Annotated in this window: 19 protein-coding genes and 2 tRNA genes; 11 read left to right on the top strand and 10 right to left on the bottom strand. The window is 33.4% G+C overall.

Going from position 1 to position 26,328, the window contains the following annotated elements:
• Window positions 1-310: 310 nt before the first annotated feature.
• Window positions 311-1,234 carry a DMT family transporter gene (locus LNQ49_RS11910; protein WP_229989074.1) on the bottom strand — a complete coding sequence of 308 codons (924 nt, stop codon included), beginning with the start codon at window positions 1,232-1,234 and terminating at the stop codon, window positions 311-313.
• 207 nt (window positions 1,235-1,441) lie between these two features.
• Here LNQ49_RS11910 and LNQ49_RS11905 point away from each other — a divergent pair, with 207 nt between their 5' ends.
• A complete protein-coding gene (locus LNQ49_RS11905; protein ID WP_229989073.1) occupies window positions 1,442-3,502 on the top strand; it encodes a M13 family metallopeptidase in 2,061 nt (686 codons plus the stop codon).
• 595 nt (window positions 3,503-4,097) lie between these two features.
• Here LNQ49_RS11905 and LNQ49_RS11900 read toward each other — a convergent pair.
• From LNQ49_RS11900 to LNQ49_RS11885, 4 genes are read right to left on the bottom strand one after another with little or no spacing between them, the layout of a single operon-like run.
• Window positions 4,098-4,922, bottom strand: coding sequence for a Rossmann-fold NAD(P)-binding domain-containing protein (locus tag LNQ49_RS11900; RefSeq protein WP_229989071.1), 825 nt, complete (start codon window positions 4,920-4,922; stop codon window positions 4,098-4,100).
• Window positions 4,923-4,940: 18 nt separating this feature from the next.
• Window positions 4,941-7,337: a M20/M25/M40 family metallo-hydrolase gene (locus LNQ49_RS11895; protein WP_229989069.1), complete on the bottom strand. Its 2,397-nt coding sequence runs from the start codon at window positions 7,335-7,337 to the stop codon at window positions 4,941-4,943.
• A gap of 14 nt (window positions 7,338-7,351) precedes the next feature.
• A complete protein-coding gene (locus LNQ49_RS11890) occupies window positions 7,352-7,699 on the bottom strand; it encodes a hypothetical protein (protein WP_229989068.1) in 348 nt (115 codons plus the stop codon).
• Window positions 7,696-9,225 carry a bifunctional GNAT family N-acetyltransferase/carbon-nitrogen hydrolase family protein gene (locus tag LNQ49_RS11885; RefSeq protein WP_229989067.1) on the bottom strand — a complete coding sequence of 510 codons (1,530 nt, stop codon included), beginning with the start codon at window positions 9,223-9,225 and terminating at the stop codon, window positions 7,696-7,698. The genes LNQ49_RS11890 and LNQ49_RS11885 overlap by 4 nt, the downstream gene beginning before the upstream one ends.
• Window positions 9,226-9,403: 178 nt before the next feature.
• Here LNQ49_RS11885 and LNQ49_RS11880 point away from each other — a divergent pair, with 178 nt between their 5' ends.
• The 3 genes from LNQ49_RS11880 to LNQ49_RS11870 all read left to right on the top strand — a co-directional run bounded on the left by LNQ49_RS11880 (window position 9,404) and on the right by LNQ49_RS11870 (window position 12,068).
• A complete protein-coding gene (locus LNQ49_RS11880; RefSeq protein ID WP_229989066.1) occupies window positions 9,404-9,739 on the top strand; it encodes a single-stranded DNA-binding protein in 336 nt (111 codons plus the stop codon).
• A 345-nt stretch (window positions 9,740-10,084) separates the two neighbouring features.
• Window positions 10,085-10,663 (top strand): DUF4136 domain-containing protein, encoded by a 579-nt coding sequence (locus LNQ49_RS11875; RefSeq protein ID WP_229989065.1) that lies wholly within the window; start codon window positions 10,085-10,087, stop codon window positions 10,661-10,663.
• Between the two features lie 208 nt (window positions 10,664-10,871).
• Complete coding sequence (locus LNQ49_RS11870) at window positions 10,872-12,068, top strand: C1 family peptidase (protein ID WP_229989064.1); 1,197 nt, start codon at window positions 10,872-10,874, stop codon at window positions 12,066-12,068.
• Window positions 12,069-12,811: 743 nt separating this feature from the next.
• Here LNQ49_RS11870 and LNQ49_RS11865 read toward each other — a convergent pair.
• The 4 genes from LNQ49_RS11865 to rseP form a co-directional block, all read right to left on the bottom strand.
• Window positions 12,812-13,096, bottom strand: coding sequence for a GIY-YIG nuclease family protein (locus LNQ49_RS11865; protein ID WP_229989062.1), 285 nt, complete (start codon window positions 13,094-13,096; stop codon window positions 12,812-12,814).
• A 61-nt stretch (window positions 13,097-13,157) separates the two neighbouring features.
• A tRNA-Asn gene (locus LNQ49_RS11860) sits at window positions 13,158-13,231 on the bottom strand.
• A 39-nt stretch (window positions 13,232-13,270) separates the two neighbouring features.
• A tRNA-Asn gene (locus tag LNQ49_RS11855) sits at window positions 13,271-13,344 on the bottom strand.
• A gap of 83 nt (window positions 13,345-13,427) precedes the next feature.
• A complete protein-coding gene (rseP, locus tag LNQ49_RS11850) occupies window positions 13,428-14,771 on the bottom strand; it encodes an RIP metalloprotease RseP (RefSeq protein ID WP_229989060.1) in 1,344 nt (447 codons plus the stop codon).
• Between the two features lie 198 nt (window positions 14,772-14,969).
• Between rseP and LNQ49_RS11845 the strand changes: the two genes are divergently transcribed.
• The 7 genes from LNQ49_RS11845 (at window position 14,970) to hflX (ending at window position 25,337) form a co-directional block, all read left to right on the top strand.
• On the top strand, window positions 14,970-16,040 hold the full coding sequence (locus LNQ49_RS11845; protein WP_229989059.1) for an NADH:flavin oxidoreductase/NADH oxidase: 1,071 nt from the start codon (window positions 14,970-14,972) through the stop codon (window positions 16,038-16,040).
• Between the two features lie 72 nt (window positions 16,041-16,112).
• On the top strand, window positions 16,113-17,153 hold the full coding sequence (locus LNQ49_RS11840; protein ID WP_229989058.1) for a Gfo/Idh/MocA family protein: 1,041 nt from the start codon (window positions 16,113-16,115) through the stop codon (window positions 17,151-17,153).
• Between the two features lie 95 nt (window positions 17,154-17,248).
• On the top strand, window positions 17,249-18,472 hold the full coding sequence (locus LNQ49_RS11835; protein ID WP_229989057.1) for an MFS transporter: 1,224 nt from the start codon (window positions 17,249-17,251) through the stop codon (window positions 18,470-18,472).
• A gap of 280 nt (window positions 18,473-18,752) precedes the next feature.
• Complete coding sequence (locus LNQ49_RS11830; RefSeq protein ID WP_229989056.1) at window positions 18,753-21,593, top strand: TonB-dependent receptor; 2,841 nt, start codon at window positions 18,753-18,755, stop codon at window positions 21,591-21,593.
• Complete coding sequence (locus LNQ49_RS11825; RefSeq protein ID WP_229989055.1) at window positions 21,590-22,966, top strand: DUF5689 domain-containing protein; 1,377 nt, start codon at window positions 21,590-21,592, stop codon at window positions 22,964-22,966. Before LNQ49_RS11830 ends, LNQ49_RS11825 begins: the two co-directional genes overlap by 4 nt.
• 170 nt (window positions 22,967-23,136) lie before the next feature.
• Window positions 23,137-23,997, top strand: coding sequence for a hypothetical protein (locus LNQ49_RS11820; protein ID WP_229989054.1), 861 nt, complete (start codon window positions 23,137-23,139; stop codon window positions 23,995-23,997).
• Window positions 23,998-24,104: 107 nt separating this feature from the next.
• Complete coding sequence (gene hflX / locus LNQ49_RS11815; RefSeq protein WP_229989053.1) at window positions 24,105-25,337, top strand: GTPase HflX; 1,233 nt, start codon at window positions 24,105-24,107, stop codon at window positions 25,335-25,337.
• A 39-nt stretch (window positions 25,338-25,376) separates the two neighbouring features.
• On the opposite strand, the gene LNQ49_RS11810 is transcribed toward hflX, so the two are convergent.
• The gene (locus LNQ49_RS11810; protein WP_229989051.1) at window positions 25,377-26,309 is read right to left on the bottom strand and encodes a DUF3078 domain-containing protein; all 933 of its coding nucleotides are present in this window, start codon (window positions 26,307-26,309) and stop codon (window positions 25,377-25,379) included.
• Between the last annotated feature and the right edge of the window lie 19 nt (window positions 26,310-26,328).

The raw sequence follows: 26,328 nt of genomic DNA, 5'->3' as shown, positions 1-26,328 counted from the left end.
TTTTTTATTTCAGTACTATTAAGTATTAAGTATTAAGTATTAAGTATTAAGTATTAAGTATTAAGTATTTTGTGCTTAAAATCTGGAATATGTATTAGTTGTTTGTAGTCACGAGTTATGAAATTTATAACCTAATCAGTTAAAAGCTTCGACTCCACTCAGCATGACATAAAAATTCACAAATAATCCAAGAATTAAAGTTGTTCAAGTAGTCAATCAATTCAAGTTATCTAGCTAATCTAACAATCCAAAATTCTAAGAATTCTAACAATCTAAGCTAGTCTAATTAATCTAAGCAGTCTAAAATTGTCTAATTCTTTATTTTTCGAATCGACGAATTCACCAGATACAAGCCAATTAAAGTTACTAAAACTCCAATAACAATAGCAAGGGTAAGTGTTTCATTAAAAAGTATGAATCCCAATAATAGGGCAACGATAGGATTGATGTAGGCATAAATACTGCTAACTTCTTTTGGTAAATGTTGCAGCGTATATATAAAAGCAATAAAAGTTAAGACAGATCCAATAATAACTAAATAGGCGATTGCCCACCAAGAAGAAACAGGAATTTTATCTAGCGCTATATTAGTTCCAGTTGCTTCGGTTATACCAAAAAGAATGAAACTAGAAATAAGCATTTGTAAGCCCAAACTAAAATAGGGGTTAAAACTAGCAGCTTTTTTCATGATATGTAAAATTCCAAATGCCCAAGTTATAGTTGCAGCTACAGATAAGAAGATTCCGAATTGAAATTCAGGGTTAAGAAAATCAGCTAGGTGGTCCATAAAAATAATACACACCCCAACAAAACATATTAAAATTCCAGCAACAGCGAGTTTAGCAATTCGTTCTCCTTTAAAAAAGCAAATAATAACAATCCATATTGGGAAAATAGCACCAATAATTGCACCTAGACCGCTACTTATGTATTTTACGCCCCAAGTACTTAACCCATTACTACAGGCAAAATTTAAGATACTCAACACAAAAATAGTTTGCCATTGTTTTCCCTTAGGCCATGGTGCTTTCTTGAGTAAAAAGTAACCAACATATAAAATACCGCCTATAAATTGTCGGATAGTCGCTAGTTGTAATGCAGGCATGTGTTTAACGCCTTCCTTAGATGCTAGCCATGTTGTTCCCCAAAAAAAACTTACCCAACACAAAGCGAGTATTGGTAAACCAATAGATTCTACTTTGTTAGAAAAGGCCTGCTGAATTTTAGCTCTCACGTACTGATTGTTTTATGATGTAAATATTCAGAAATAATTTTGAATTAATACCATGAAATTGCTTTTTGCTTACAAGTTTTAATCTAAATATGTAACATTTTTTTTAAATTTAGACCAATCTAATTACAAGCTTAAATCTAACAAAAATTAGCATTTTATTAAAAATAATAACAATAAGTTTGTGAAACTATAAAACCTTATTTAAAAATGAAAAAACACAATAGTAAGAATTTGCTATTTGCAATTCCTGCAATGTTAGGATTTGCAATGTGCCAAGCCCAAAGTCAGGCACCTTCAGTATCAGGAATTGACGTATCCTTGATGGATAAAAATGTTAAGCCAAGCGAAGATTTTTTCCGTTTTGTAAATGGAACTTGGTTGGCAAAAACAGAGATTCCTAGTGATAGGACAACTTGGGGAAGTTTTAATGAGTTGCTGAAGAAAACAGATGCAAATTCATTAGCTATTTTAAAAGAAGCTTCGAAAGATCCAAAATACAAATCCAATACAGATCAAGGAAAAGCAATAAACCTTTTTAATGCAATATTAGATACTGTTGGAAGAAACAAACAAGGAATTACACCTTTAAAACCATACCTTAAAAAAATTGAGGCAATCAAAAATACTGCCGATTTACAGAAGTTCTTAATTGAAATGGAACCTATTGGTGGAATTGGTTTTTTTGGAGTATATGTAAGTGCAGATGATAAAAACAGTACTAAAAACTCAGTAAGCCTTGGTTTAGGAGAATTAGGTTTACCAGATAAAGATTACTACACAGCTGAAGATAAAGACTCAAAAGAAAAACGTGAAAAATATGTGCTTCACGTAGCAAGAATGTTGCAGTTTATTGGAGAAACTCCTGCAGCTGCTAAACAAAATGCGGAAAAAATATTAGCATTAGAAATCGAAATGTCTAAACCTAGATTAGATAGAGTAGAGCGTAGAGATAGCAGATTGCAATACAACCCAACCGCTATTGCTGATTTGCAAAAAATGACCCCAGCTATTAACTGGAAAAATTACTTTTCTGGAATTGGAATGGCTAAAGTTGATACGGTTATCGTATTGCAACCAAGATACATGAAAGCTTTAGAAACTGTTTTTAAAGAAAACAAAGTAGCAGCTTGGAAAGAGTATATGAAGTGGTCTTTATTGAGCGCAACAGCATCACAACTATCTACAGAAATTGAAAGAGCAAATTTTGATTTTTACGGGAAAACGTTAACAGGAGCAATCAAGCAACGCCCACGTGAGGAAAGAGCTCTTCAAGTAGTAAACCAAACTATTGGTGAGGCATTAGGTAAATTATATGTAGAGAAATTGTTTCCAGCTGAAGCTAAAGTAAAAGCTGAAAAAATGATTCATAATGTAATCTTAGCATACCAAAACAGAATAAACAATTTGACTTGGATGTCTGCTGAAACAAAAGTTAAAGCGATTGAGAAATTAAATAAGATTACAATTAAAATTGGTTACCCTGACAAATGGATAGATTACTCGGCTTTACAGGTTAGAAGTCTTGCAGAAGGAGGAAGCTTTTTTGAAGACATGAGAAACTACTCTAAATGGAGTTTTGAAAAAGGTCTTTCTAATTTAAGCAAACCAGTAGATAAGACAGAATGGGGAATGTCACCACAAACTGTAAACGCATATTACAATCCATCGTATAACGAAATTGTATTTCCAGCGGCAATATTACAACCACCTTTTTATAATTATCAAGCAGACGAAGCTGTAAATTATGGTGGAATAGGAGCAGTAATCGGACATGAAATTTCTCATGGTTTTGATGATTCAGGAGCGCGTTATAACGCAGAAGGAAATCTTGTTGACTGGTGGACAGAAAATGACTTGAAAGAATTTACAAAATTAGGAGACGCACTTGCAAATCAATATAGTGCTTTAGAGCCACTTCCGGGAATTCACGTAGACGGTAAGTTTACTTTAGGTGAAAATATTGGAGATTTAGGTGGTGTAAATGCAGCTTACGACGGATTACAATTGTATTTAAAAGCTAATGGGAATCCAGGTTTGATTGACGGATATACTCCAGAGCAACGTTTCTTTATTTCTTGGGCTACGGTTTGGAGAACTAAAACACGTGATGAAGCTTTGAAAAATCAAGTAAAAACAGATCCACATTCTCCTGGAATGTACCGTGCTTATGTGCCAATCCAGAATATGGATATGTTTTATGAAGCATTCTCTATCAAAAAAGGAGATAAGATGTACATAGAGCCAGAGAAAAGAGTGAAAATCTGGTAATATTAAAATTGCATAAAAAAAGAGGCTGTTTACAACTTAATGTAACAGCCTCTTTTTTTGTTTTATAGGTTTTCTTAACTTAAAACTAACCGCAAAGTTCGCAAAGGTATACGCAAGAGATAGCAAGGCTATTTGAATGAAACCTGAAACTGCGACTGAAAACTAAACTTTAAGATTAACCGCAAAGTTCGCAAAGGTATACGCAAGAGACAGCAAGGCTATTTGAATGAAACTTGAAACTGCAACTGAAAACTAAACTTTAAGATTAACCGCAAAGTTCGCAAAGGTATACGCAAGGGGCAGCAAGGTTATTTGAATGAAACCTGAAACTGCGACTGAAAACTAAACTTTAAGATTAACCGCAAAGTTCGCAAAGGTATACGCAAGGGGCAGCAAGGTTATTTGAATGAAACTTGAAACTGCGACTGAAAACTAAACTTTAAGATTAACCGCAAAGTTCGCAAAGGTATGCGCAAGGGGCAGCAAGGCTATTTGAATGAAACTTGAAACTTGAAACAAAAATAAAACAGTCGCAGTTTTCAGTCGCAGTATAAAATCTTTGTCCCTTTGCAACTCTGAGTCTTTGAGCCTTTTTTTATGGTTTTCTTGTAAAAGTATATCCGAGTACATTTTCTATTTTAGAGCTAGATATAATCTTTTTGGTGCTTTCTTTCTCATGATTGAACTTAGGTAAAGGCAAATTGTTTTCTCGAGCCTTTAGCGTATAATATTCCTCGCGAGAAGGATGAAAAGGAGCAACGGCATTATATATTTCACTCCATGAATTGGATTCTATTATTTTCAGGATGATGCCCATGCAGTCTTCTAGCTGTATGAAGTTGATAGGAGCTCTAGGATTCTCAATATTCTCTTTTCCTGCCAGAAACTTTATTGGGTTTCGATCTTCGCCTATTAAGCCTCCAAAACGTAAAATTGTAGTCTTAAAATTAGTGTTGCCTTGCAAAAGAGCTTCAGCAATTAGCAATTGTTTGCCACTTTCAGTATCGGCATTTGCTTTGGTATCTTCAGTTATCAATTCATTATTCTCACCATAAACAGATGTAGAGCTTATAAAAAGGACTTTCTCGATTGTTGATTTTTCAATAAACGGAATTAAAAAAGCGATTTTATCTACAAAACTCTCAGCGTTGTCACCACGTAATTTGGGTGGGATATCGATAATTAAAATAGAGCTTTCATTTAAAAAAGATTCAATTTCAGATGCTATACTTTCCCCAAAAGAAGAATTGGTTTCGTTAAGATTTATATTTATTAAAAATGGATTAATCTCAGATGCTTTTAATATCGAGATTTTCTCAGTTGAGGTTGTGGAGCCATTTATAGAAAAACCTTTTGCGATCATTGTTTCCGCTAAAGGAAATCCAAGCCATCCACAACCTAAAATGCTAACCTTTGTCATTTTATTTTTTAAATCAGATTAAGGTACAACTATAGTACTTGGTTTTAAGCTATCATTTGCAACCTTCAAACTATCTTGAGGAGCTGTTGTAGTTTGGGCTGCTTCTAAAACGACTTTCGAAGGTTTTATTTTCTCCCTAACAACAACTGCATTATTTAATACAAAAGGAGTCGGCATCATCCAAGAAGCTCTTTTCTCAACATTAAGGGATGGATTGGTCAATAAATCAAATGAACTCTCCATTATAGTCATGTCAAAAACAGTCTTAGCATCGATATTAAATTGCATCACAAGTGGTTCATTATTTACGACGTAATAACTTAAAATTTTATCCCCTTTTCGTGTCAATTGCTTGCCCTTTTGTCCAAGAGGAGCAGCACCGTTTGCTTTAAAATCATTGAATTCCATTTTTGTGTCGCCAAAAATATCGTAACGATTTACTTTTCTGTTAGGTGTGATTTTAATTTTTAGATACCTTGTATTTCCTCTCACACTATCTTGAAGAAAAGCAATTGTAGGTCTGGCTAATGCTATTTTTGGTGCATCAGCACTGTAGGTAAATCCAGAGCTGTATTTGCTAAACAACTGTAGGTTGTTTAAGGCTATTGCATCTTTCGGCTCTTGCCCTAGGTATTTTTTAGTCCATTCGTCTAGGTTAACATCATAGGTTGCCCATTTGTACGTGTTGTTATCTGCATTGTAGATGTACAATAAGCTATTCGATTTTGCTTTTCCGTTTTCATAGCCAGAAGTATAACCTCCCCAAGCAAAACAACCAATAGAAGCTACAAGGAACACCAGTGCCCAAATTCCCTTTTTTAGGAAAGAACCAAAAATTGGAAGTAATAATCCGAAGGTTAGAACTGTTAGAATAGCACTTCCAAAAAGTACTTTTAATCCTAATCCTATTGGAAACATTTGAATAAATGGTGCAATTATCAATAATGCAGGAACACTAAATAAGAGGCTAATCAATAGATTTGCTTTTTGCGTAATTACATAAATTGCAAATAAGAGCAATCCAAAGTAAACAGGAATGATTAAAAAGCCTGCACCTTTTAAGCTATTTGCCAATATAGCGTTAATGATTATCCATAAGAATAATGGTGCTACAAAATGATTCATTGTCATTTTTGTGTCAGAGAAACGGTTGTAGAATCCAAAGCAAATAGCTATTGTTAATAATACAAAAGTTGCAATATAGAGATGACCATTATAAGTAAATCCGTTTAGTAAGTCGTTGTACTGAGGGTAAATTTGTAAAATGATTTTCCATCCTAAAAAAGTAACAAGACCTGCTGTAGCGATTGATGCTAGTAAAGGCACAAACCCTCTAAATATTTCGCTAAAAGTGATAATTCTTTTAGCTTTCCCTATGAAAATTAATAATATAAAAAGACCTAATGCAATAATAGTCATTGGTAAAACCCATGCAAAAGGATAGTTTATAAATGTAAAAGGAACAGTGAAATAAACAAAATCTTCAGTAGTCGGTGCTTTATTTAAGTTAGCATTCGAAAAATATTTCATCAAAGGCATTAAGTAGCTTCCTTGATGTGTTAAGCTCGTTTTGTTTAAATGAGCAAGATCATCTTGTTGAGTATGATAATTAAAATGGTCATCTATAAAAGCAAAATTAAATCCTTGAATATCGCCTTGTTCTCTAAAAACAGTTAAATCGGTATCATTCGGGAGCATCTTGTAAATGCTGTACATAAGAGAATTAGATACAGGATAGGTTGTTTTTGCTTCGGCAAATTCTTTAACTAGTTCAGCATTTCCACTGTTGGTTTCCATTAGCATATAGCTAGGTCCAGAAGTACCACGAGCTTCAAAGTTTATTACTAAACCTACATCTTTAGCCCATTTGTGTTGTGTTACAAAAAGAGCAGCACCATTGAGACCTAATTCTTCGGCATCAGTAAAAAGGATAATAATATCATTTTTGTGTTTTTCCTTGCTGTATAAAAAGGCGCGAACACCTTCTAAAATTGTCGCAACTCCAGATGCATCATCGCTAGCGCCATGAGAGGCAGAATGAGGAGCGCTATCATAATGAGAGAGTAATAATAAAGCTTTGGTGTTGTTAGTCCCTTTAATACGGGCCATGATATTTTTGGATTTCACTAGATTTCCCCAGTCACTCATCGTGAAGCCTTCTTGAATAGAAGTCTCTAGTCCAAGTTCTTTTAATTCTGATTCGATATACTGCGCAACTATTTCATGGTTTTGGGAACCAACATAATGGGGCTTTTGAGCAATTTCTTTGACATGAGATAAGGCCCTGTCGGTTGAAAATTCGGCAAGCGCTTCTTCTCCCTTAGAAACCCATTGGGGTTTAAGGGTAATATAAATAAAAGCTAGTACTGCAATAATGACTAGAATGGATAAGACGGAATGGATGTTTTTTTTCATGTGGTATTTGGTGGCTAAAGTTCTTTTTTAACAAGCATATAATAATCGTTCTCCAAAGAACGGTATCCTTGGTCATATAAAAAATAGTAGGTATTTCCGGTTTTGGTTTCCAGGATATTAGTAAAAAATTCAAAATCGAATCCCTTACTGAGCATTTTACTTCTTGTTGTATTTGATTTTCCTTCGGGATTAAGTTCGGATAATATACGGTAATTTTTTCGTAACTTGTTGTTTACGTTACGCATAAAGTTAGTACTGTCTTTGTTTATTTTGTTGTTATAAGCATTACGGCAATTGTCGGAGCAGAATTTCTTATCCTCTCGACCTACAATCTTTTCAGAGCATTCCAAGCATTTTCTCATGGATTTAGTTTTTTAATCTCATATAAATCATGTCGTCTGTCTTTTAAAATTCGGACACTACCATGTTCATGAATATCTTTCAACAAATCTAAATCTACATCAACAATCAAGGTCATTTCAGTATTAGGTGTTGCTTCGGCTTTTATTCCGTTACTAGGAAATGCAAAATCAGAAGGAGTAAAAACTGCCGCCTGAGCATATTGAATATCCATATTGTTCACCTTTGGTAAGTTTCCAACACAACCAGCAATGGCTACATAACATTCGTTTTCGATAGCTCTAGCTTGTGCGCAATGTTTTACTCTAACATAAGCATTTTGAGTATCAGTTAAAAAAGGAACAAACAAAATATTCATACCTTCATCAGACATGATTCTCGATACCTCAGGAAATTCAACATCATAACAAATCAGAATTCCTATTTTGCCACAATCAGTATCAAAGGTCTTAATTTCAGAGCCACCTTTCATTCCCCAATGTTGAACTTCGTTGGGAGTTATATGTATTTTGCTATACATTTCAGATGTTCCGTCACGTTTACATAAAAATCCGACATTGTATAAATTGCCATTTTCTAAGTAAGGCATACTTCCTGTAATGATATTGATATTATAAGAAATTGCAAACTCTTGAAAACGTTTACGAATCGGCTCAGAATGTCTTGCTAATTCTCGTATTGCTTCGGCTTCAGACAGATGGTTGTAATCGGCCATTAGAGGTGCTATGAAAAGTTCTGGAAATAAAGCAAAATCACTTCCGTAGCCAGAAACCACATCTATAAAAAATTCCGATTGCTCAAAAAGAGCCTCTATATTGTTCAATTGGCGCATTTGCCATTGTATTAATCCAAGCCGAATAATGCTTTTTTCCAGATTTATTAATTTCGGACTTTCATCATAATAAACATTATTCCATTCTAGTAAAACAGCAAACTCCATCGAATCTTCATCACCTTCCAAGTAGTTTTTCATGATTCGGATAACGTGAAAATCATTACTTAACTGAAAAGAAAGTACTGGGTCATGTAATTGTTTGTGTTTTACTTTCTCAATATAATTTTTTGGAGATAATTTCTTAGAATGTTGAGCATAATTAGGTATTCTTCCTGCAAAAACGATAGCTTTTAAGTTTAGCTGCTCGCACAATTCTTTTCTAGCATCGTACAAACGTCTACCCAAACGCAAGCCACGGTAATTGGGATGTATAAACACATCTATACCGTATAAAATTTCTCCATTTTTATTATGAGTCGAAAATGTGTAGTTGCCAACTATTTGAAGATAATTGTGTTTTTTGTCAACTAGTTTTTCGTCTACAATCAGAGATAATGCAGATCCAACTACTTTTCCATCTACAAGAATTACCAATTGACCTTCGGGAAAAACCTGAAGTAATTTCTCAATATGTTCAACTCTCCAATAAGAATCAGCCATTGCAGGATAAGACTCTACCATAGAATTCTTGAGCTGTTTGTAGTCTTCAAATTCTAAGTTGCGTAATTCTACTTTATTAATTTTGGCCTGCATAATGTGAGATTTTCCTCAAATATAATGAATTATTCCCATTTACAAACGTTTACAAGCAGTTACAGTCGAAAGTAAATAGTTACCTACCGATTAAGGATAGTTTCATGTCGCATCTTTGCCTTGTTGATTTCAGGGTGATTTCAATAATATATATATAACCATTTAAATAGTATAAGCCATGAGTACATTAAGAAACAAAGTACAGTTAGTTGGAAACGTAGGAAACGATCCAGAAATTAGAGACCTAGATGGAGGTAAAAAGTTAGCCAATTTAATAATTGCTACAAATGATAGGTATACCAATGACAAAGGAGAAAAGGTAGAGCAAACAGAGTGGCATCGTCTTATTGCTTGGGGTAAAACTGCCGAAATTATCGAAAAATATGTCGTTAAGGGTAAGGAAGTAGCAATTGAAGGGAAGTTAACCCACCGTAGTTATGATGATAAAAACGGTGAAAAACGATTTATAACCGAAGTTGTTATAACCGAACTTCTTTTATTAGGAAGTAGATAGTGTGTTGTTGTAAATATTCAAAAGCCTCATGAGATTCTTTTTCATGAGGCTTTTTTTTTTAAAGGAATAGATGGAAATAATGGGTAAGGTCTATTTGTTGTCATATTATTTTTTAAGGTAATTGGTCATAATTCAGTTTGTTATGGTAGGTATTTAGCCAGTTTTATTCGTGCTAATTAGATAAAATCATTTATCTTTAATGAAAATACCACATAAATCTAATAAAGACTTATGCTTGGACTTCAAGTATTTTAAGTAAAAATTCCTTTCATTATTAGTTTCATCATTTATTTAAGAGTTTAATAGCTTACTAATTTTTTAATAATCACTTTAAAATTTAATAAAATGAACACAAGAAGAAAAGCCTTATTGATACTCCCGATTATGATATTGGGTTTAATTTACAGTTGTAGTCCATCTGTAAAAGTTACAACTGATTATGACCGTTCAGTTAATTTTTCGCAGTATAAAACATTTGCAGTTTATGATCTAAAAGCACAAGAAGGTCAAGTAAGTCAATTAAATGCAGAGCGAGTTACAAATGCAATTCGTATTGAAATGATTAATAAAGGATTTACAGAATCAACTAATGATCCTGATTTAAAAGTCAATGCAGTTACAATTCTAAAAGACAAAAAACAGGTTACAGCAAATTCTGATTTTTATGGATATGGCGGTATGTATCGTCCGTATGGATATTGGGGAGGTGGTATGATAACGGGTAGAACAACGTATAATACATATGATTATGTTGACGGGTCTTTGATAATTGATATAGTATCGACTAAAACACAAAAATTAATTTGGCAAGGAATCGGTAATACCGAACTAGATAAAAGACCAGATAATCCGGATGAATTTATCAGTTCTTCAGTTAAGAAAATTTTAGCTGGATTTCCTCCAGGATTAGTTGCTAAAAAATAAAGTCAAAAGGATTAGCGCAGAAAAATCAGAGGCTATTGGAAAATTACTTTTCCAATAGCCTTTTACTTTTTGTAGGTTTTTATAGATTAACAAAAAAATTATAGAAATATTAACGCTTAAATTCTAAATAATCTGTTTAATATTTGATTGTTTTGTAACAAAAAATAAATTATCACTACTAATTTATCAAAACCATTAAAAAATAATTATGTATAAATTTTCTATGAAATCAGTTTTCGCTGCATCTGCCTTTATGGTAGGGGTTAGTGGCTGTTTCGCGCAAGACATTTTGGTTAACTCTTTAAAAGTAAATGCAAGCGAAAAAAGTAAAGAGAGCTTTAAGTTTACAGAGCAAATTAACCTAGGTACAACATCGGTTAAGGCACAAGGATCTTCGGGAACGTGCTGGAGTTATGCTACAAACTCTTTCTTAGAGTCTGAAATGATCAGAATAGGGAAACAACCAGTTGAGTTATCTCAAATTTTCTCTGCAAGAAATGTATATGTTGAGAAAGGTAAAAACTATGTACGTATGCATGGAGCAGTAACATTAGGTGATGGAGGTTCGTTGCATGATGTAATCAATATGTATAAAAAATACGGAACAGTTCCAAGAGAAGTTTATACAGGATTGAACTACGGAACAGATAAAAATAAATTTGCTGAAATGGCAGCTATTAACGAAGGTGTTTTAACAGCAGTAGTTAAGAATCCAAACGGAGTACTTACTCCAAACTGGGAAAAAGCCTATGCAGCAGTTATTGACTCTTATTTAGGTAAAGTGCCAGAAAACTTTGCTTACAAAGGGAAAAACTATACACCACAATCATTTGCAAAAGAGGTTGTAGGTATTAATCCAGATGAGTATGTTGAAATGTCATCATTTACAAATGCGCCATATTACCAAAAAACATTTTTGGCAGTACCAGACAACTGGTCATTTGATCAAGTATATAATGTGAAAATTAATGATATGACAGATGTTATTGATAACGCATTAAAGAAAGGTTATACAGTTGCTTGGGCTACAGATGTGAGCGAAAAAAGTTTTAGCTGGAAAAATGGAGTAGCATATGTACCGACTAAAAGTTTCGATGATATGACTGCAGATGAAAAAGCGAATATGTTTAATGGACCAAAAGAAGAGCCTGAAATTACTGCAGAAATGCGTCAGACTGCTTTTGATAATTATACAACTACAGATGATCACGGAATGCACATTATTGGTTTAGCAAAAGATCAAACTGGAAAAGAGTATTATATCGTGAAAAATTCATGGGGAGAAACAAATGACTACAAAGGATACTTATTTGTGACTAAAAACTTCGTGAAGTATAAAACTACTGCTCTAATGGTAAACAAAGGCGGAATACCTGCTGAAATCGCTAAAAAACTAGGGGTTTAAGTTTATTACCACTTTAGGATTATAAAAAAAAAGCGCTACAAGTAATTGTAGCGCTTTTTTTTTGGTTTTATTTGATGGTGTATTAAAAAGATTATTTGTCCTTTAATAGTTTTTCTAAGTATTCAACTTTCTCTTTTTCGACCAAAACTAAACGCTCGTATAGTTCTATCATCTTATCGAGTGGATTGAAATTAGGTTGAATGTTAATTGCGTTGATTGTTGAATTATCATGAGCAGTAAAAGTATTATTGATAACATTTGATACTGTTTCGTCACTATGGTTTTAATTGCTTCTGTTGAGGCTTAATAATGTTTTTACGGCTCTAATTTTTCCACAAAACAATCGCGAGCTTGTCACTCTGAGAAACGAAGAGTCTCCGTTCGTAGCTCGACAATCTAAAAAATACTTTGTGTTAGTTTTTTGTGGAGATGTTTTAAAACTTTGCAGACTTTGCGTAAATCTTTGTGCGCTTTGCGGTAAAATCTTTTTTGTCTAATCCCCAACTTTTCTACCTGATCCCTCTTCGCTGCTCAAGGAGACAACGATTGAGGTAAGGAATACTAGCTCGATAATCTAAATATATACTTTGTGTTAGTTTCTTGTGGAGACCCTTCGTTCCTCAGAGTGACAAGATTGAAGTAAGGTAAAGTATTGCAAAAAAAAAAGACCATCATTTCTGATAGTCTTTTTTGCTCCCTCTCTTGGGCTCGTTCCGATAGCTATCGGAACAAGGTCTCTCTGATTAAGAGTATTTCGCTAATAGTTTTTCTGTCATTTCAGGATACTTTTGCAAATTAAGAAGATAGGTTTTGCTTTTCATGTTTTTTATATGTCTTTCAATTTTTCTCGCTTGAGAAATATCAGTGCACATAATAGAATAAAATAATATCCAATCATTTGCAATTTTGGTATGTGAATTTTTGAATTGCCCAGAGTTATGCCATTGAATCCTAATTTGAATATCCGAAGTTTCTCCTATGTAGTAAGTTTCTTTACTTGGAGAGTATATAATGTAAACAAAGTGCATAGAGAATAGGTCTTAGTTAAAGGGCAAAAAAAAAGACCATCATTTCTGATAGTCTTTTTTGCTCCCTCTCTTGGGCTCGAACCAAGGACCCTCTGATTAACAGTCAGATGCTCTAACCAACTGAGCTAAGAAGGAATCACCTTAAAGGTAAATATGTTTGCTAAAAAAAAGTTGCTCCCCCTCTTGGGCTCGAACCAAGGACCCTCTGATTAACAGTCAGATGCTCTAACCAACTGAGCTAAGGAGGAAGTTGTTGTTCTTTTTAGCGAGTGCAAATATAGAACGTTTTTTGCTTTCAAAAAAACTTTTTTGCACTTTTTATTAATATTTTTTACTTCCCTACAATTGCTTTGTAGATATCGTTACCGTTAGCAAATAAAAGCAATGTGATAAGTAAGACAAAGCCAACCATTTGCGCATTTTCTAAGAATTTATCGCTCGGTTTTTTGCCACTAATGATTTCGTATAATAAAAACATCACATGACCACCATCAAGTGCAGGAATCGGCAATAAATTCATTACTCCAAGCATTATTGATAAAAGTGCAGTAATAGACCAGAACACTTCCCAGCTCCAAGTACTTGGAAAAATATTGTAAATAGCAGCAAAACCACCTACTTGTTTGTATGCTTTAGTTTCAGGATTAAAAATCATTTTTAATTGTTTTCCATATCCTACTAATTGATCTTTCCCTTTTTCGATTCCAACTGGAATTGATTCAAAGAAGCTAAATTCTTTAGTACTTACTTTATAGTAACCTAATTTCTCTAACGAGTCCATTCCTAATCCGCCTAGTTGTACACCAAGCTTACCATCTTTTGATATGATAAGATTAATCGGAGTTTCTTTTTGGTTTCTTAAAACAGTCGCAGGAACAGTTTTTCCTTTGTTGTTTTCTAAAAAGGCTCTTACTTCATCAGAATATTTTACTTTTTGTCCATTGATAGAAGTAATCAAATCTTTTGGTTGTAAAGTAGTATTCGCAGATTCGGAAGCAATAGCACCAATTACAAATGGCATTCTCATAGAAACAAGCGGGCTTTTTTCATGCTTCGATAATTGATCAACAAGATCATTTGGCATGTTGATAGTTTGTTCAACTCCGTTTCTTTCAATAAGAACTTGTTTTGACATAACTAAATCCATGTTGATCTGATTGTCAAAATTCTCCACTTTTTTACCATCAATAGCAATGATTTTATCACCAGTTTTAAAACCTACTTTATTCATTACAGGATTGTCTATTAAAAGACCATCTTTAATATCAGTATTAGCAACGTACGTTTCGCCATAAGCAAAAGCCATTCCTATATATATGATAAAGGCAAGGATAAAGTTTACCGTAACTCCACCAAGCATAATGATTAAACGTTGCCAAGCTGGCTTAGAACGAAACTCCCAAGGTTGTGGTGGTAAAGCCATTTGTTCTTTGTCCATGCTTTCGTCGATCATCCCAGAGATTTTTACATAACCACCTAGAGGTAACCATCCAATTCCGTATTCGGTTTCACCGATTTTCTTTTTTAGAAGAGAAAATTTTACATCAAAAAATAAATAGAATTTTTCGACTCTTGTTTTAAATAGTTTTGCTGGGATAAAATGCCCCAATTCATGAAGAATAATAAGTAATGATAAACTCAATAAAAATTGAGAAAGCTTGATAACTATATCCATTGTTTAGTTTTTGTTCTTAAATAACGCACAAAAGTAACGTTTTCTATTTTAATTCGTAGTGCAATATAAGTTATAAGGTTTTAAATGTTTGTTAATTAATAAACATTTAAATTTCTTGTTTTGCTAAGATGCAGTAACTTTACTTTTTGAACACTATGTAAAGTATTAGTAGTGTAAAACCATTAAAAGTTACATCGTATGGGATCAGTATTATTTTCTCCACTTTCTATAAAAAAAATCACTTTAAAGAACAGAATCGTTATTTCGCCAATGTGTCAATACTCCGCTGTTGACGGTTTTGCCAATGATTGGCATTTGGTACATCTAGGTGCTCGTGCGAGTGGTGGTTCGGGATTAATAGTTCAGGAGGCGACTGCAGTTTCGCCAGAAGCGAGGATTTCACCAGCAGATTTAGGTCTGTGGAATGATGAGCAAATCGGGAAATTACAAGTAATTAATCAATTTATTGTTTCTCAAAATGCAATTCCAGGAATCCAGATAGCACATGCAGGGCGAAAAGCTAGTGTTTCGGCTCCTTGGGAGGGTAATAAAAAGTTAGATGTTGCTGAAGGTGGATGGCAGACAGTTGCTCCAAGTGCAATAGGGTATCATGATAATGAAATAGCACCTGTAGCTTTAGATAAAGCAGGAATCCAAAAAGTAATTGCCGATTTTAAAGCAACTACCAAAAGAGCTGTTGCCGCTGGATTTCAAGTTTTGGAAATTCATGGAGCACACGGATACTTACTACATCAGTTTATGTCACCGTTATCTAATCTTAGAACTGATGAATATGGAGGGAGTTTTGAGAATAGAATCCGTCTTACCCTTGAAATTGTAGATGCAGTTCAAGCAGAATGGCCTGCTGATTTGCCTTTGTTTGTTAGGATTTCGGCAACGGATTGGGCAGATGGCGGTTGGAATGTTGAAGAGTCAATTAAACTTTCTTCAATTTTAAAATCTAAAGGAGTAGATGTTGTAGATGTTTCTTCGGGAGGATTGGTTTCTCATCAAAAAATTTCGCTCGGCCCAAATTATCAAGTTCCTTTTGCCGAAAGGATAAAAAAAGAGACAGGAGTATTAACTGGAGCAGTCGGTTTAATTACCGAAGCCACACAAGCCGAAGCTATTTTAAATTCAGGTCAAGCCGACTTAATATTGTTTGCTCGTGAATCACTTCGTGATCCAAACTTGGCATTGCATTTTGCATCAGAGTTAAACTCAGATATTCAATGGCCGAAACAATACGAAAGAGCCAAAACACGATAAATACTTAAAATTTAACCATTAAGAGAATAGATTAATTTACGTAATCACTTAATGGTAAAACAAACAAATACAATGCAAAAAATAAAAACAGCACTATTATCATACGGAATGTCGGGGAAAGTCTTTCACGCACCATTTATAGCCATTCATCCTGGATTTGAACTTATAGGTTCTTGGGAAAGAAGCAAGAAATTAATACAGCAAGATTACCCAGCAGTTAAAAGTTATCCAACAATTGAGGATGTTCTTGTAGATGATATCGATTTGGTAATTGTAAATACACCCGTTGAAACCCATTATGAATTTGCTAAAAAAGTTTTGGAGGCAGGTAAACATGCTATAGTAGAAAAGGCATTTACAACTACTGTTGCTCAGGCACAGGAATTGGATGATTTAGCTAAAGCGAAAGGATTAAAATTGGCGGTTTTTCAAAACAGAAGATGGGATAGTGATTTTAAAACTGTTCAAAAGGTTGTTAAAGATGGTGTTTTAGGAGATTTAGTCGAAGCAGAATTTCACTTTGATCGTTATAATCCTTTATTAAGTATCAAAGCTCATAAGGAAACGGCCAATTCTGGAGCGGGAATTCTAAAAGATTTAGGACCACATTTAATAGATCAAGCATTGCATTTGTTCGGATTTCCAAAATCTGTTTTTGCAGATATCAGAATAACACGCGAAAAATCATTGGTTGATGATTATATGGATCTGCTATTGTATTACAATGATTTTAGAGTTCGATTAAAAGCAAGTTTCTTTGTTCGAGAAGCTAATCCAGCTTATGTTGTGCATGGTAAGAAAGGCTCTTTCTTAAAACCTCGAGGCGATGTTCAGGAAGACGATTTAAAATTAAGTAAAAAACCAGATGTTGCGACTTGGGGAACTGAATCAGAAGATTTAAAAGGGATTTTACACACCGAAATTGATGGTAAGATTATCAAAGAAAAGATTCCAACTTTTCAGGGTAATTATTATGACTTTTTTGATGGCGTTTATAAGTCGATTGTTGCTAATACAATAGAGCCTGTTACGGCTGAAGATGGTGTAAAAACAATGAAAATAATAGAAGCTGCTATTGAGAGTAGTACTCATCAAAAAGTGGTTAATTTATAAACAATAACGTTATAATTTGTAGGAACTGGTTGGGTTGAATTAATCGCAAGAATGATTTTCGTAATTTTGCCCAATCAAACCATAAACGATTCATTTTGATAGATTTAAACTTCATTGGCAGATTTAAGACCAAAGCAAAATTTAAGAAAACCTATAAACATGTAAAAGCTTCGTACTTAAATCGAATTCGATTTGCTGTGGGGATGTTTTATTTTGCAATGGGATTATGTTTTGCCACTTGGGCAAGCCGGATTCCAGATATCAAAACGGCTTTGCACTTAAGCGAAGGGCAATTGGGATCTATTTTGTTTGCATTGCCACTTGGTCAACTGGTAGTTATGCCTTTTTCGGGTAAACTAGTGACAAGATTTGGAAGCCACAGAATTCTAATTCTTTCTTTGTTATTTTACGCTTTTAGTTTAACTAATTTAGGATTAGCCAATGCTTCATGGCAATTATCACTTGCGTTGTTTGTATTCGGAATATTTGGAAACTTAGCCAATATTGCAGTAAATACCCAAGGTGTTTATACCGAAGTACTTTTTAAGAAAACAATAATGTCTTCTTTTCACGGTATGTGGAGTTTTGCTGGATTTTCGGGTGCATTAGTAGGATTAGGGATGCTTGCTTTAAAATTGACACCATACTATCACTTTGTTATTGTAGCAGGAATTGTATTGGTTATGATTGCTTTTAATTATAAATTCTTGATTAAAGCCAAAGAAAAAATTAAAGTAAAGGTAGAAGAGAAGAAAAAGAAATTATTTGCAAAACCAGACAGTTCATTGATTTGGCTAGGAGTAATTGGTTTTTGTTGTATGGCGAGTGAAGGAGTAATGTTTGATTGGAGTGGCGTTTACTTTAAAGATGTGGTAAAAGCTCCAGGAGCCTTGGTTATCGTAGGGTATACTTCGTTTATGATAATGATGGCGAGCGGGCGTTTCCTTGGTGATGGACTTATCCTCAAATTTGGAAGAAAAAAAGTACTGCAAATCAGTGGATTGGTTATCTCGTTAGGGCTTTTTACCTCAGTATTATTTCCTTATATAATTCCATGTACCATCGCTTTTATGTTTGTAGGGCTTGGAGTTTCTACAGTTGTACCAACTTTGTATAGCGTAGCTGGGAAAAATCCAACAGTCCCAGCAGGCGAAGCTTTAACAATAGTTTCGAGTGTGAGTTTTTTAGGTTTCTTAATGGGCCCACCCGTTATTGGTTATATTGCTGAAGCCTTTGGTCTTCGTTTTTCCTTCGCATTTATCGGGATCTTCGGATTTTTAATTGCTTTTATGGTTTCTAGAATAAAAGCAATAGAGTAGTAAACTTGTTTTATAACATTAGTACTCTCCTGTTCAGTATCTTTTCTAAATAATATTTAACAGGAAAAATATTATATTCAATTTTTGTTTTCTATATTTGGCGTTTATGTAATATAGTAAAATTCTTATATTATGTAATTATAAAATACCACTTCTTCAAAAACATCTTTTGATTGTTGCAATAAGTTGATGATTCTTCATTTCAAATTATTGCAACAATCAAATTTTAATCCTTTGATTTTTAATAATTAAAAAATCTTAGATAGTTAAAAAAGATATCATGTTTATAAAAAAGTGTTTAGTCATAATTTTATTTATTTCTCAATCAGGAATTGCTTTTTCACAAGAAGAAACTGGTTTTCAAGGGAGAGTTATTGATTCGAAAACACAAAAGGCACTTCAATATGTTGTGGTTAGTATTCAAAACTCTGCAATTATGCAATTGACAGAAAGGGATGGTGCATTTAAGTTGGTTTTGCAATCAGAAGGGAATCAATTGTTATTGTTGCACAGTCAGGGATATAAAGATTTATTGTTTCCAGTAAAAGCTGTTTCTGGAGAAATGATGGATTTAGGTGTTTTGGTTTTAGAAGAAGATAATCAAATCGGATCAGAATTAATCTTAATTGCTTTATCAGAAAGTGATTTGACTGATGATAATAGTAGCTCTGAAACTACTTCGGGACTTTTACAATCTTCTCGAGATGCTTTTATTCAAGCCTCAGCTTTTAATTGGGGACAAGCCCGTTTTAGGATGCGAGGATTGGATAGTGAGCACGCTAAGATGACAATCAACGGAATCACGATGAATAAAATGTATGATGGACGTCCACAATGGAGTAATTGGGGAGGTTTAAATGATGCTACAAGGAATCAGGAATTCTCTGTTGGAATAGCTACTTCAGATTATAGTTTTGGTGGTGTTCTAGGAACACAACAAATTAATACACGAGCTTCAATTTACAGACCAAGTTCACGAATTACATTTTCGGGTAGTAATACCAATTATAGTTTGCGAGCAATGGCTACTTATGCTACAGGTTTGATGCCTTCTGGGTGGGCTTTTGTAGTTTCAGCAGGGAAACGTTGGGCAAATGAAGGTTTTTTTGAAGGAACAAACTACGATGCGGATTCTTTTTTTATGAGTATTGAAAAGAAATTAAGTTCTCAGCATTCATTAAATTTTACAGGATTTTATACTCCAAATTCAAGAGGCAAAAACTCCCCAAATACAGATGAGGTAACTCAACTTACAAATGAGAGATATAATTCTTATTGGGGCTGGCAAAACGGAAAGAAAAGAAATGCGAGGATTAAAAAAGTAGAAGAACCAGTTTTAATGTTGAATCATTTTTTTAGGATAGATGATAAAACAACTCTAAATTCAAGTATTGCCTATCAATTTGGTAAAGTAAGCAATGGTAATATAGATTACCAGAATGTAAGTAGTCCAGATCCTACTCATTACCGTAAATTACCAAGCTACTATAGTTCAGTTTACGCAAAAGACCAAGGAGAATATTCAGGTGATTTCACTCCCGATTATGAAAATGCCAATAAAAATAAAGAACTATTTGTAACTAATTCACAAATAAATTGGAATGAATTATATCGGGCAAATCAAATTCTGGTTACAGATTCAGACGGAATTGCTACTAGTTATGCACCAGTAAAAAGCCATTATGTTTTGTATGAAGACAGAACCGATGATAAAACGATATTCTTTAATTCAAACATAAATTCTCTATTAACAGAAAATATCTTTTTTAATGGCGGGATCGCTTTTAGGAATTTGAAATCTCATAATTTTAGGTCTCTTACTGATTTGTTGGGAGGTTTATATTTTGAAGATATCGATTTGTTTTATAAAGGCGATCAGTCACAGTCTGATTTGAAAAATCCAAATAGGAGAGTTGGAGTTAGAGATTCTTATCGATATAATTATAATTATCTAGCGAATACAATTGATGTTTTTACACAATTTAAATTTATATACCGTAAAGTTGATTTTTATCTTGCTCAGGCTTTTTCGAGTTCAACTTATCAAAGAGATGGGTTGTATCAAAATGGAATTTATACCACTAATTCTTTTGGTAAAAGTGAAAAAGTAAATTTTGAAAATTTTGCTTTTAAAGGTGGGCTAACTTATAAGATATCAGGTAAGCAATGGTTGTTTTTTAATGGAGCTTATTTAACTCAAGCCCCTTCAATTCGAAATACATTTCCGAATGCGCGAGTTAATAATGTTGTTAATGGTATAGAAAGTGTAAATATCAGTTGTGTTGAAGGGAATTATGTTTTTCATTCCCCTAAGCTAAAAACACGACTGACAGGGTATTATTCTTTAATGAAAAATGTAACACAGACCTCATTTTTTTATGCTGAGGGAATTTTTGATGTTGGCGCAGGTAATGATAATGCCAATGCTTTTGTAAGTCAGACATTAAAGCATCTGAGTAAAAAGAATATTGGGGCAGAGTTGAGTTTTGAATATCAAATTTTACCCTCCTTTAAAGGTGTTTTTTCTGCTGCTTATGGACAGTATACATATGACAATAACCCTAATGTCAGCATTACGAATGATGCGAAAGCATCTTTGGCAAATAGTAATCCTATTTTTGATTTTGGAAAAGCAGCACTAAAAAATTATAAGCAGCCAGGAATGCCTCAACAGGCTTATTCATTAGGCTTTGAGTATAGAAATTCTAAGTATTGGTGGCTTGGTACTAATATAAATTACCTCTCGAATTCTTATATTGATGTTTCTCCAATTTCTAGAACAGCCCAGTTTTATGTCAATCCCAAGAGTAGTTTCCCTTATCCAGAAGCATCACAAGAAAGAGCCAAGGTGTTATTGAAACAAGAAAAATTTGATCCTATTTCGTTATTAAATATTACAGGAGGGAAGTCATGGCGTATTCGTCGAAAATATGTGTCCTTTTTTGTGAGCATTAATAACGTATTGGATGCGATTTATAAAACTGGAGGTTTTGAACAAGCTAGGAATGCAAATTTTCGACGATTGAACCAGCAAGAATCTAGCAGAACACCATCATTTGGTCCAAAATATTTTTATGGATATGGGAGAACTTATTTCGGGAATTTAGCTATTAACTTATGAATTTTAAAAAAGTAATGAATATGAAAAACAGATGTAGCTCTTTGATTTTTTTAATAATAGTTTTTACTTTTTTGGGTTGTGTTGGAGACGAAACGGCTATTCCAGAACTTATATGTAATCAACCAAATTTAATTGCTAATAGAACAGTTGTTGAGGTTCGCAATAATGCTAATCTTGTTGCTGCAAAATATCGATATGATGATATTGTTGAGGGATACGTGATTTCGAGTGATGAATCAGGTAATTTTTTTAAAACAATATCGGTTCAAACATTACCTAATAAAAATGGTGCAGTGCAAGCATTTAGTATAGGTGTTGATGCAACAAATACGTATATAAATTATAGAGTTGGAAGTAAGGTATTTGTTAAATTAAAAGATCAATTTACTGATATTAAGTTTGGCAGTTTACGAATAGGGAGTTTGTATGTTAATGCCTATGGTAATGCTTCAGTTGGAAGAATTGTGAAGAACGATTATAAAAATGTGCTTAGTGCCTCCTGTGTAGTAATTGATGAAAGTAAGTTGGTTCGTTTGCTTTCAGTGTCAGAATTATTAAATGATGATAATATAAATACACTAGTTGAATTGTTTGATGTACAATTTTCAGATGCCGCTATTGGACATCATTATTTTGAAGAAACTAATAGTGTTGGTGGTGCAACCAATTGGAATTTGCGCGATAGAGCAGGGAATCAGGTTATTTTTAGAACTAGTAGTTATGCTAATTTCGCAAAAGAGTTAATACCGGAGGGAAGTGGGAGAGTTCGAGGAATTTTGACAAAATATGGCTCAGATTATCAAATAATGGTTAGATCAGAGAAAGATGTATTGTTGGAAGGAAAACGAACAGTTCCGTTTTTCTCAGAAGATTTCCAATCGGTACAGAATAATGTCAATTTTGCTCTTCCGGGTTGGAGTAATATTGTAGAAAAGGGAACCAAGTTATGGAAAAGTATTGTTTATGCAGGTAATGGTTATGCTGAGTTTAATACAACAAGTACAACAGCTGCTGAAATTACGGCATGGCTAGTTTCTCCCAAGATAAATATGGATGATTTTAAAAATTCTGTGCTGTCTTTTAGAAGTGCTCAGCATGATTTAAAAGTTGATTCTCCATTGAATTCTTTAGGTGTTTATGTGTCAACTAATTTTGATGGTTCTAATGTAGCTAATGCAAAATGGACAAAGTTAGATGCTAAGCTTCCTACATTGTCTACTCCTGTTCGTCAGTTTATAAGCTCAGACCGGATAGATTTGTCTTTCTATTCAGGAGATATTCATATTGCATTTAAGTATGTTGGATCAGGTAAAGATAAAGTTCTTAACGGTGCTTTTATGGTAGATGATGTAGTTATTGTAGGAGATAAGTAGGGTAGGTATGTGGATTTTATTTTTGTTGGTGACGATAAATGATTGATAGTCAGTTGTTCTGAAGTGAATTGTTTTAAAGGTCACTAATATGGTTTAGTTTTTTGTATGTGAAAATATTATTCTTTCTATGTTTTTTGTATTTTGGTCATCCCAAATTGATATAAAATACCATGATGAAAAACTACTTCATTGCCATTTTTACGATGGCTTTTTCATGTTTGATCCACAGTCAAGATCAACAAATTAAGTTAAAACAAATAAATGTCGTTAAGACGAATTACCGCGATCTAAAAAGCGGAGAGATAGAAAATAAAACTGTTTTATTTCAAGACGGTAAGCTTCTAACAATAAAAACATCCGATGTTGTACATAGCTTTTTCTACAACCCCAAAGGTCTTTTGGATATGACTGTAAAAGAGAGAATAGGCAGTAACTGGAAAGAAGTTGTTAAGTATAGTTACGACAAAGACGATAGAATTACTAAGTTCATGAAGAAGTATGATGAGAATGGAGAAACTGTAACTAAAACAGTTACCATGAGTTATGAAGGTGCAAGAATAAAAGTAATAACCAAAAAAAGTAATATTCACACTGTGATAGAAGATATTGAATATGTTGTTGAAAACGGACTTATCATAAGACGTTCTTCTAGAGATAGAAACCAACAAATTTTTAATAAAATTGAATATGTATATTCAAATGAGAATGTGGTACGTCACAAAGGAGTGCTAGGTGAAAAAATGATCAATAATTTTACCTTTGATGATAAAAAATCAGTTGATTTATTGATTGTACAAAATTTATTTGGCCCAAATTATAAAGTAATTGTACCGTTGATTTCTTTTCATGAAGACGAATTTAGTTTTGAATCTATTTCTTATAATAATGAATTGGCATTTGCTCCATCTTCTACAAATTATACTGGAGTATCAGGAAAATACAAGTATAATGTATTGAATTATCCAATATCATCTTCTTTTTTAGAACAAAACGGGATTGTAAAAATTGATAAAACATATATTTACGAATAGAAATTATTACTTATTGCCAATTGATGTGTTTGTTTTTGTATTTAAAAAAAGACATCAATTGGCTTTAGTACCTTGCAAATCACTAAATTTGTAGCTTATTTAAAGTTATGTTAGAAAAAGAAGTACTAAATTTTGAGAAAACAGCCATTGTTGGGATTGTAACTCAAAATCAAAGTGAAGAAAAGTTAAACGAATATCTTGATGAGTTAGAGTTTTTGACTTATACCGCAGGTGGAGAAGTTATAAAACGTTTTACTCAAAAAATGGAACGTCCAAACCCTAAAACTTTTGTTGGAACTGGTAAAATAGATGAAATCAATCTTTTTGTAAAAGAGCATGGTGTTTCGACTTTGATCTTTGATGACGAATTGTCTCCTTCACAGCAAAAGAATATCTCTAAAATTATAGATTGTAAAATCCTTGATAGAACGCACTTAATTCTTGATATTTTTGCTCAAAGAGCTGAAACATCATATGCAAGAACGCAAGTTGAGTTGGCACAATGTCAATATTTATTGCCTAGACTTTCGGGTATGTGGACACACCTTGAGCGTCAAAAAGGAGGTATTGGAATGCGTGGACCTGGAGAAACAGAAATTGAGACTGATAGACGTATCGTTCGTGATCGTATTGCATTATTGAAAGAAAAAATAAAAACTATCGATAAGCAAATGGGGGTACAACGTAGTAATCGTGGTGCAATGGTTCGTGTGGCTTTGGTAGGATATACCAATGTTGGAAAATCAACATTAATGAATGCTATTGGTAAAAGTGATGTTTTTGTAGAGAATAAATTGTTTGCTACCTTAGATACAACAGTTCGTAAAGTAGTTATTAAAAATTTACCTTTTTTACTTTCTGATACCGTTGGTTTTATTCGTAAACTACCAACTCAATTGGTAGATTCTTTCAAGAGTACACTTGATGAGGTTCGTGAAGCCGATTTGTTATTGCATATTGTTGATATTTCTCATCCAGATTTTGAAGATCATATTGAGTCAGTTAATCAAACCTTATTAGATATTAAGGCTAATGATAAACCTGTTATTATGGTTTTTAATAAGATAGATGCTTACAAGCATTTAACTATTGATGAGGATGATTTGATTACTGAAAAAACACCTAGACATTATACAATCGAGGAATGGAAGACTACTTGGATGCATCGTTTAGGAGAGCAAAATGCTTTGTTTATTTCAGCTACCAACAAAGAAAATTTTGAAGAATTCAGAGAGCGTGTATATGAGTCTGTAAGACAAATTCATATTACTCGATTTCCTTATAATAAATTTTTGTATCCTGATTATAAGGACGCAATCGAAAAAGAAGATGAAGAATAAAAAAAAGGGCTTGCAATTTGCAAGCCCTTTTTTTATGTTTTAGAACATGTAATTGACTCCTAAGCCAAATACTTCTCTGGTTTGGAACCCTTGGAAAGCATTATCGTCATAAATTGCTTGAAATGATAAGTTAGTCGATAGGAACTTATTAATTTTCATTACAATATTTAACGAATAGTCTATGTCCACATTTTGTGGGTCTTCAAGATAATTTGAATATAAGTTTAAAATGTTTTCTGCAGAAACATTGGTCATAATATTAAGCTTGTAATAAGCGGATGCATAAAAACCTAATTCGTAACGCATCGTTTTGTTTGCTTTAACGCCAAAATAAGACTCGCTTACGTATCCAATGTCGGATGTGTATAGTTTGTCTACAAAAGTCATTTTGGAGGTTACAGGAGCGAAATTTAGTTTTAGATTGTCATCTTTCTTCCAAAAAATACCAGGACCAAAAGTAAGATAACCCGGTGACATGAAGTTTGTGTTTTCAGTTCGTATCTCTGCGCCATTTACATCTTGTCCATAAACGTACCCTTTAGTGAACTGCGTTCTGAAATTCACAAAAAAGGAGTAATACCAATTACCAAATGCTCTTTTTCCATAAATAGAATTAATTTCTAAACGGTCATCTGTCTTTTTCTCAAAGTCAGAATTCTCAGTTTGCAAGATACCATATGAAGCGAGAATTTTGTTATCCCAGCTAATGTCATCTTTCTTGTAATTGATGTTGTAATTAAGGCCTAAATTCCCTGAGATATTATTTTCACCTCCAGCAATCCAGTTATTGAAATTTGATTGGTTAAAAAGAAACGAAACATTTCCAGTGCTTTTCCATCCATTTCCTGTAGTGTCGGATATGGTTTTAACTGCTTTTTCTGTGTTTTTTATTAATTCTTTTTCTGTGTTCTGTGCCTGTAGAAGCGAAAAGCTTGCTAAGAAGATAAAAAGGAGTTGAAGAAGATTTTTCATAGGTTCCTTGTTTAGTGTT

The sequence above is a fragment of the Flavobacterium pisciphilum genome (assembly GCF_020905345.1).
Classification (GTDB): Bacteria; Bacteroidota; Bacteroidia; order Flavobacteriales; family Flavobacteriaceae; genus Flavobacterium; species Flavobacterium pisciphilum.
This window is presented reverse-complemented; position numbering and strand designations above follow the sequence as displayed.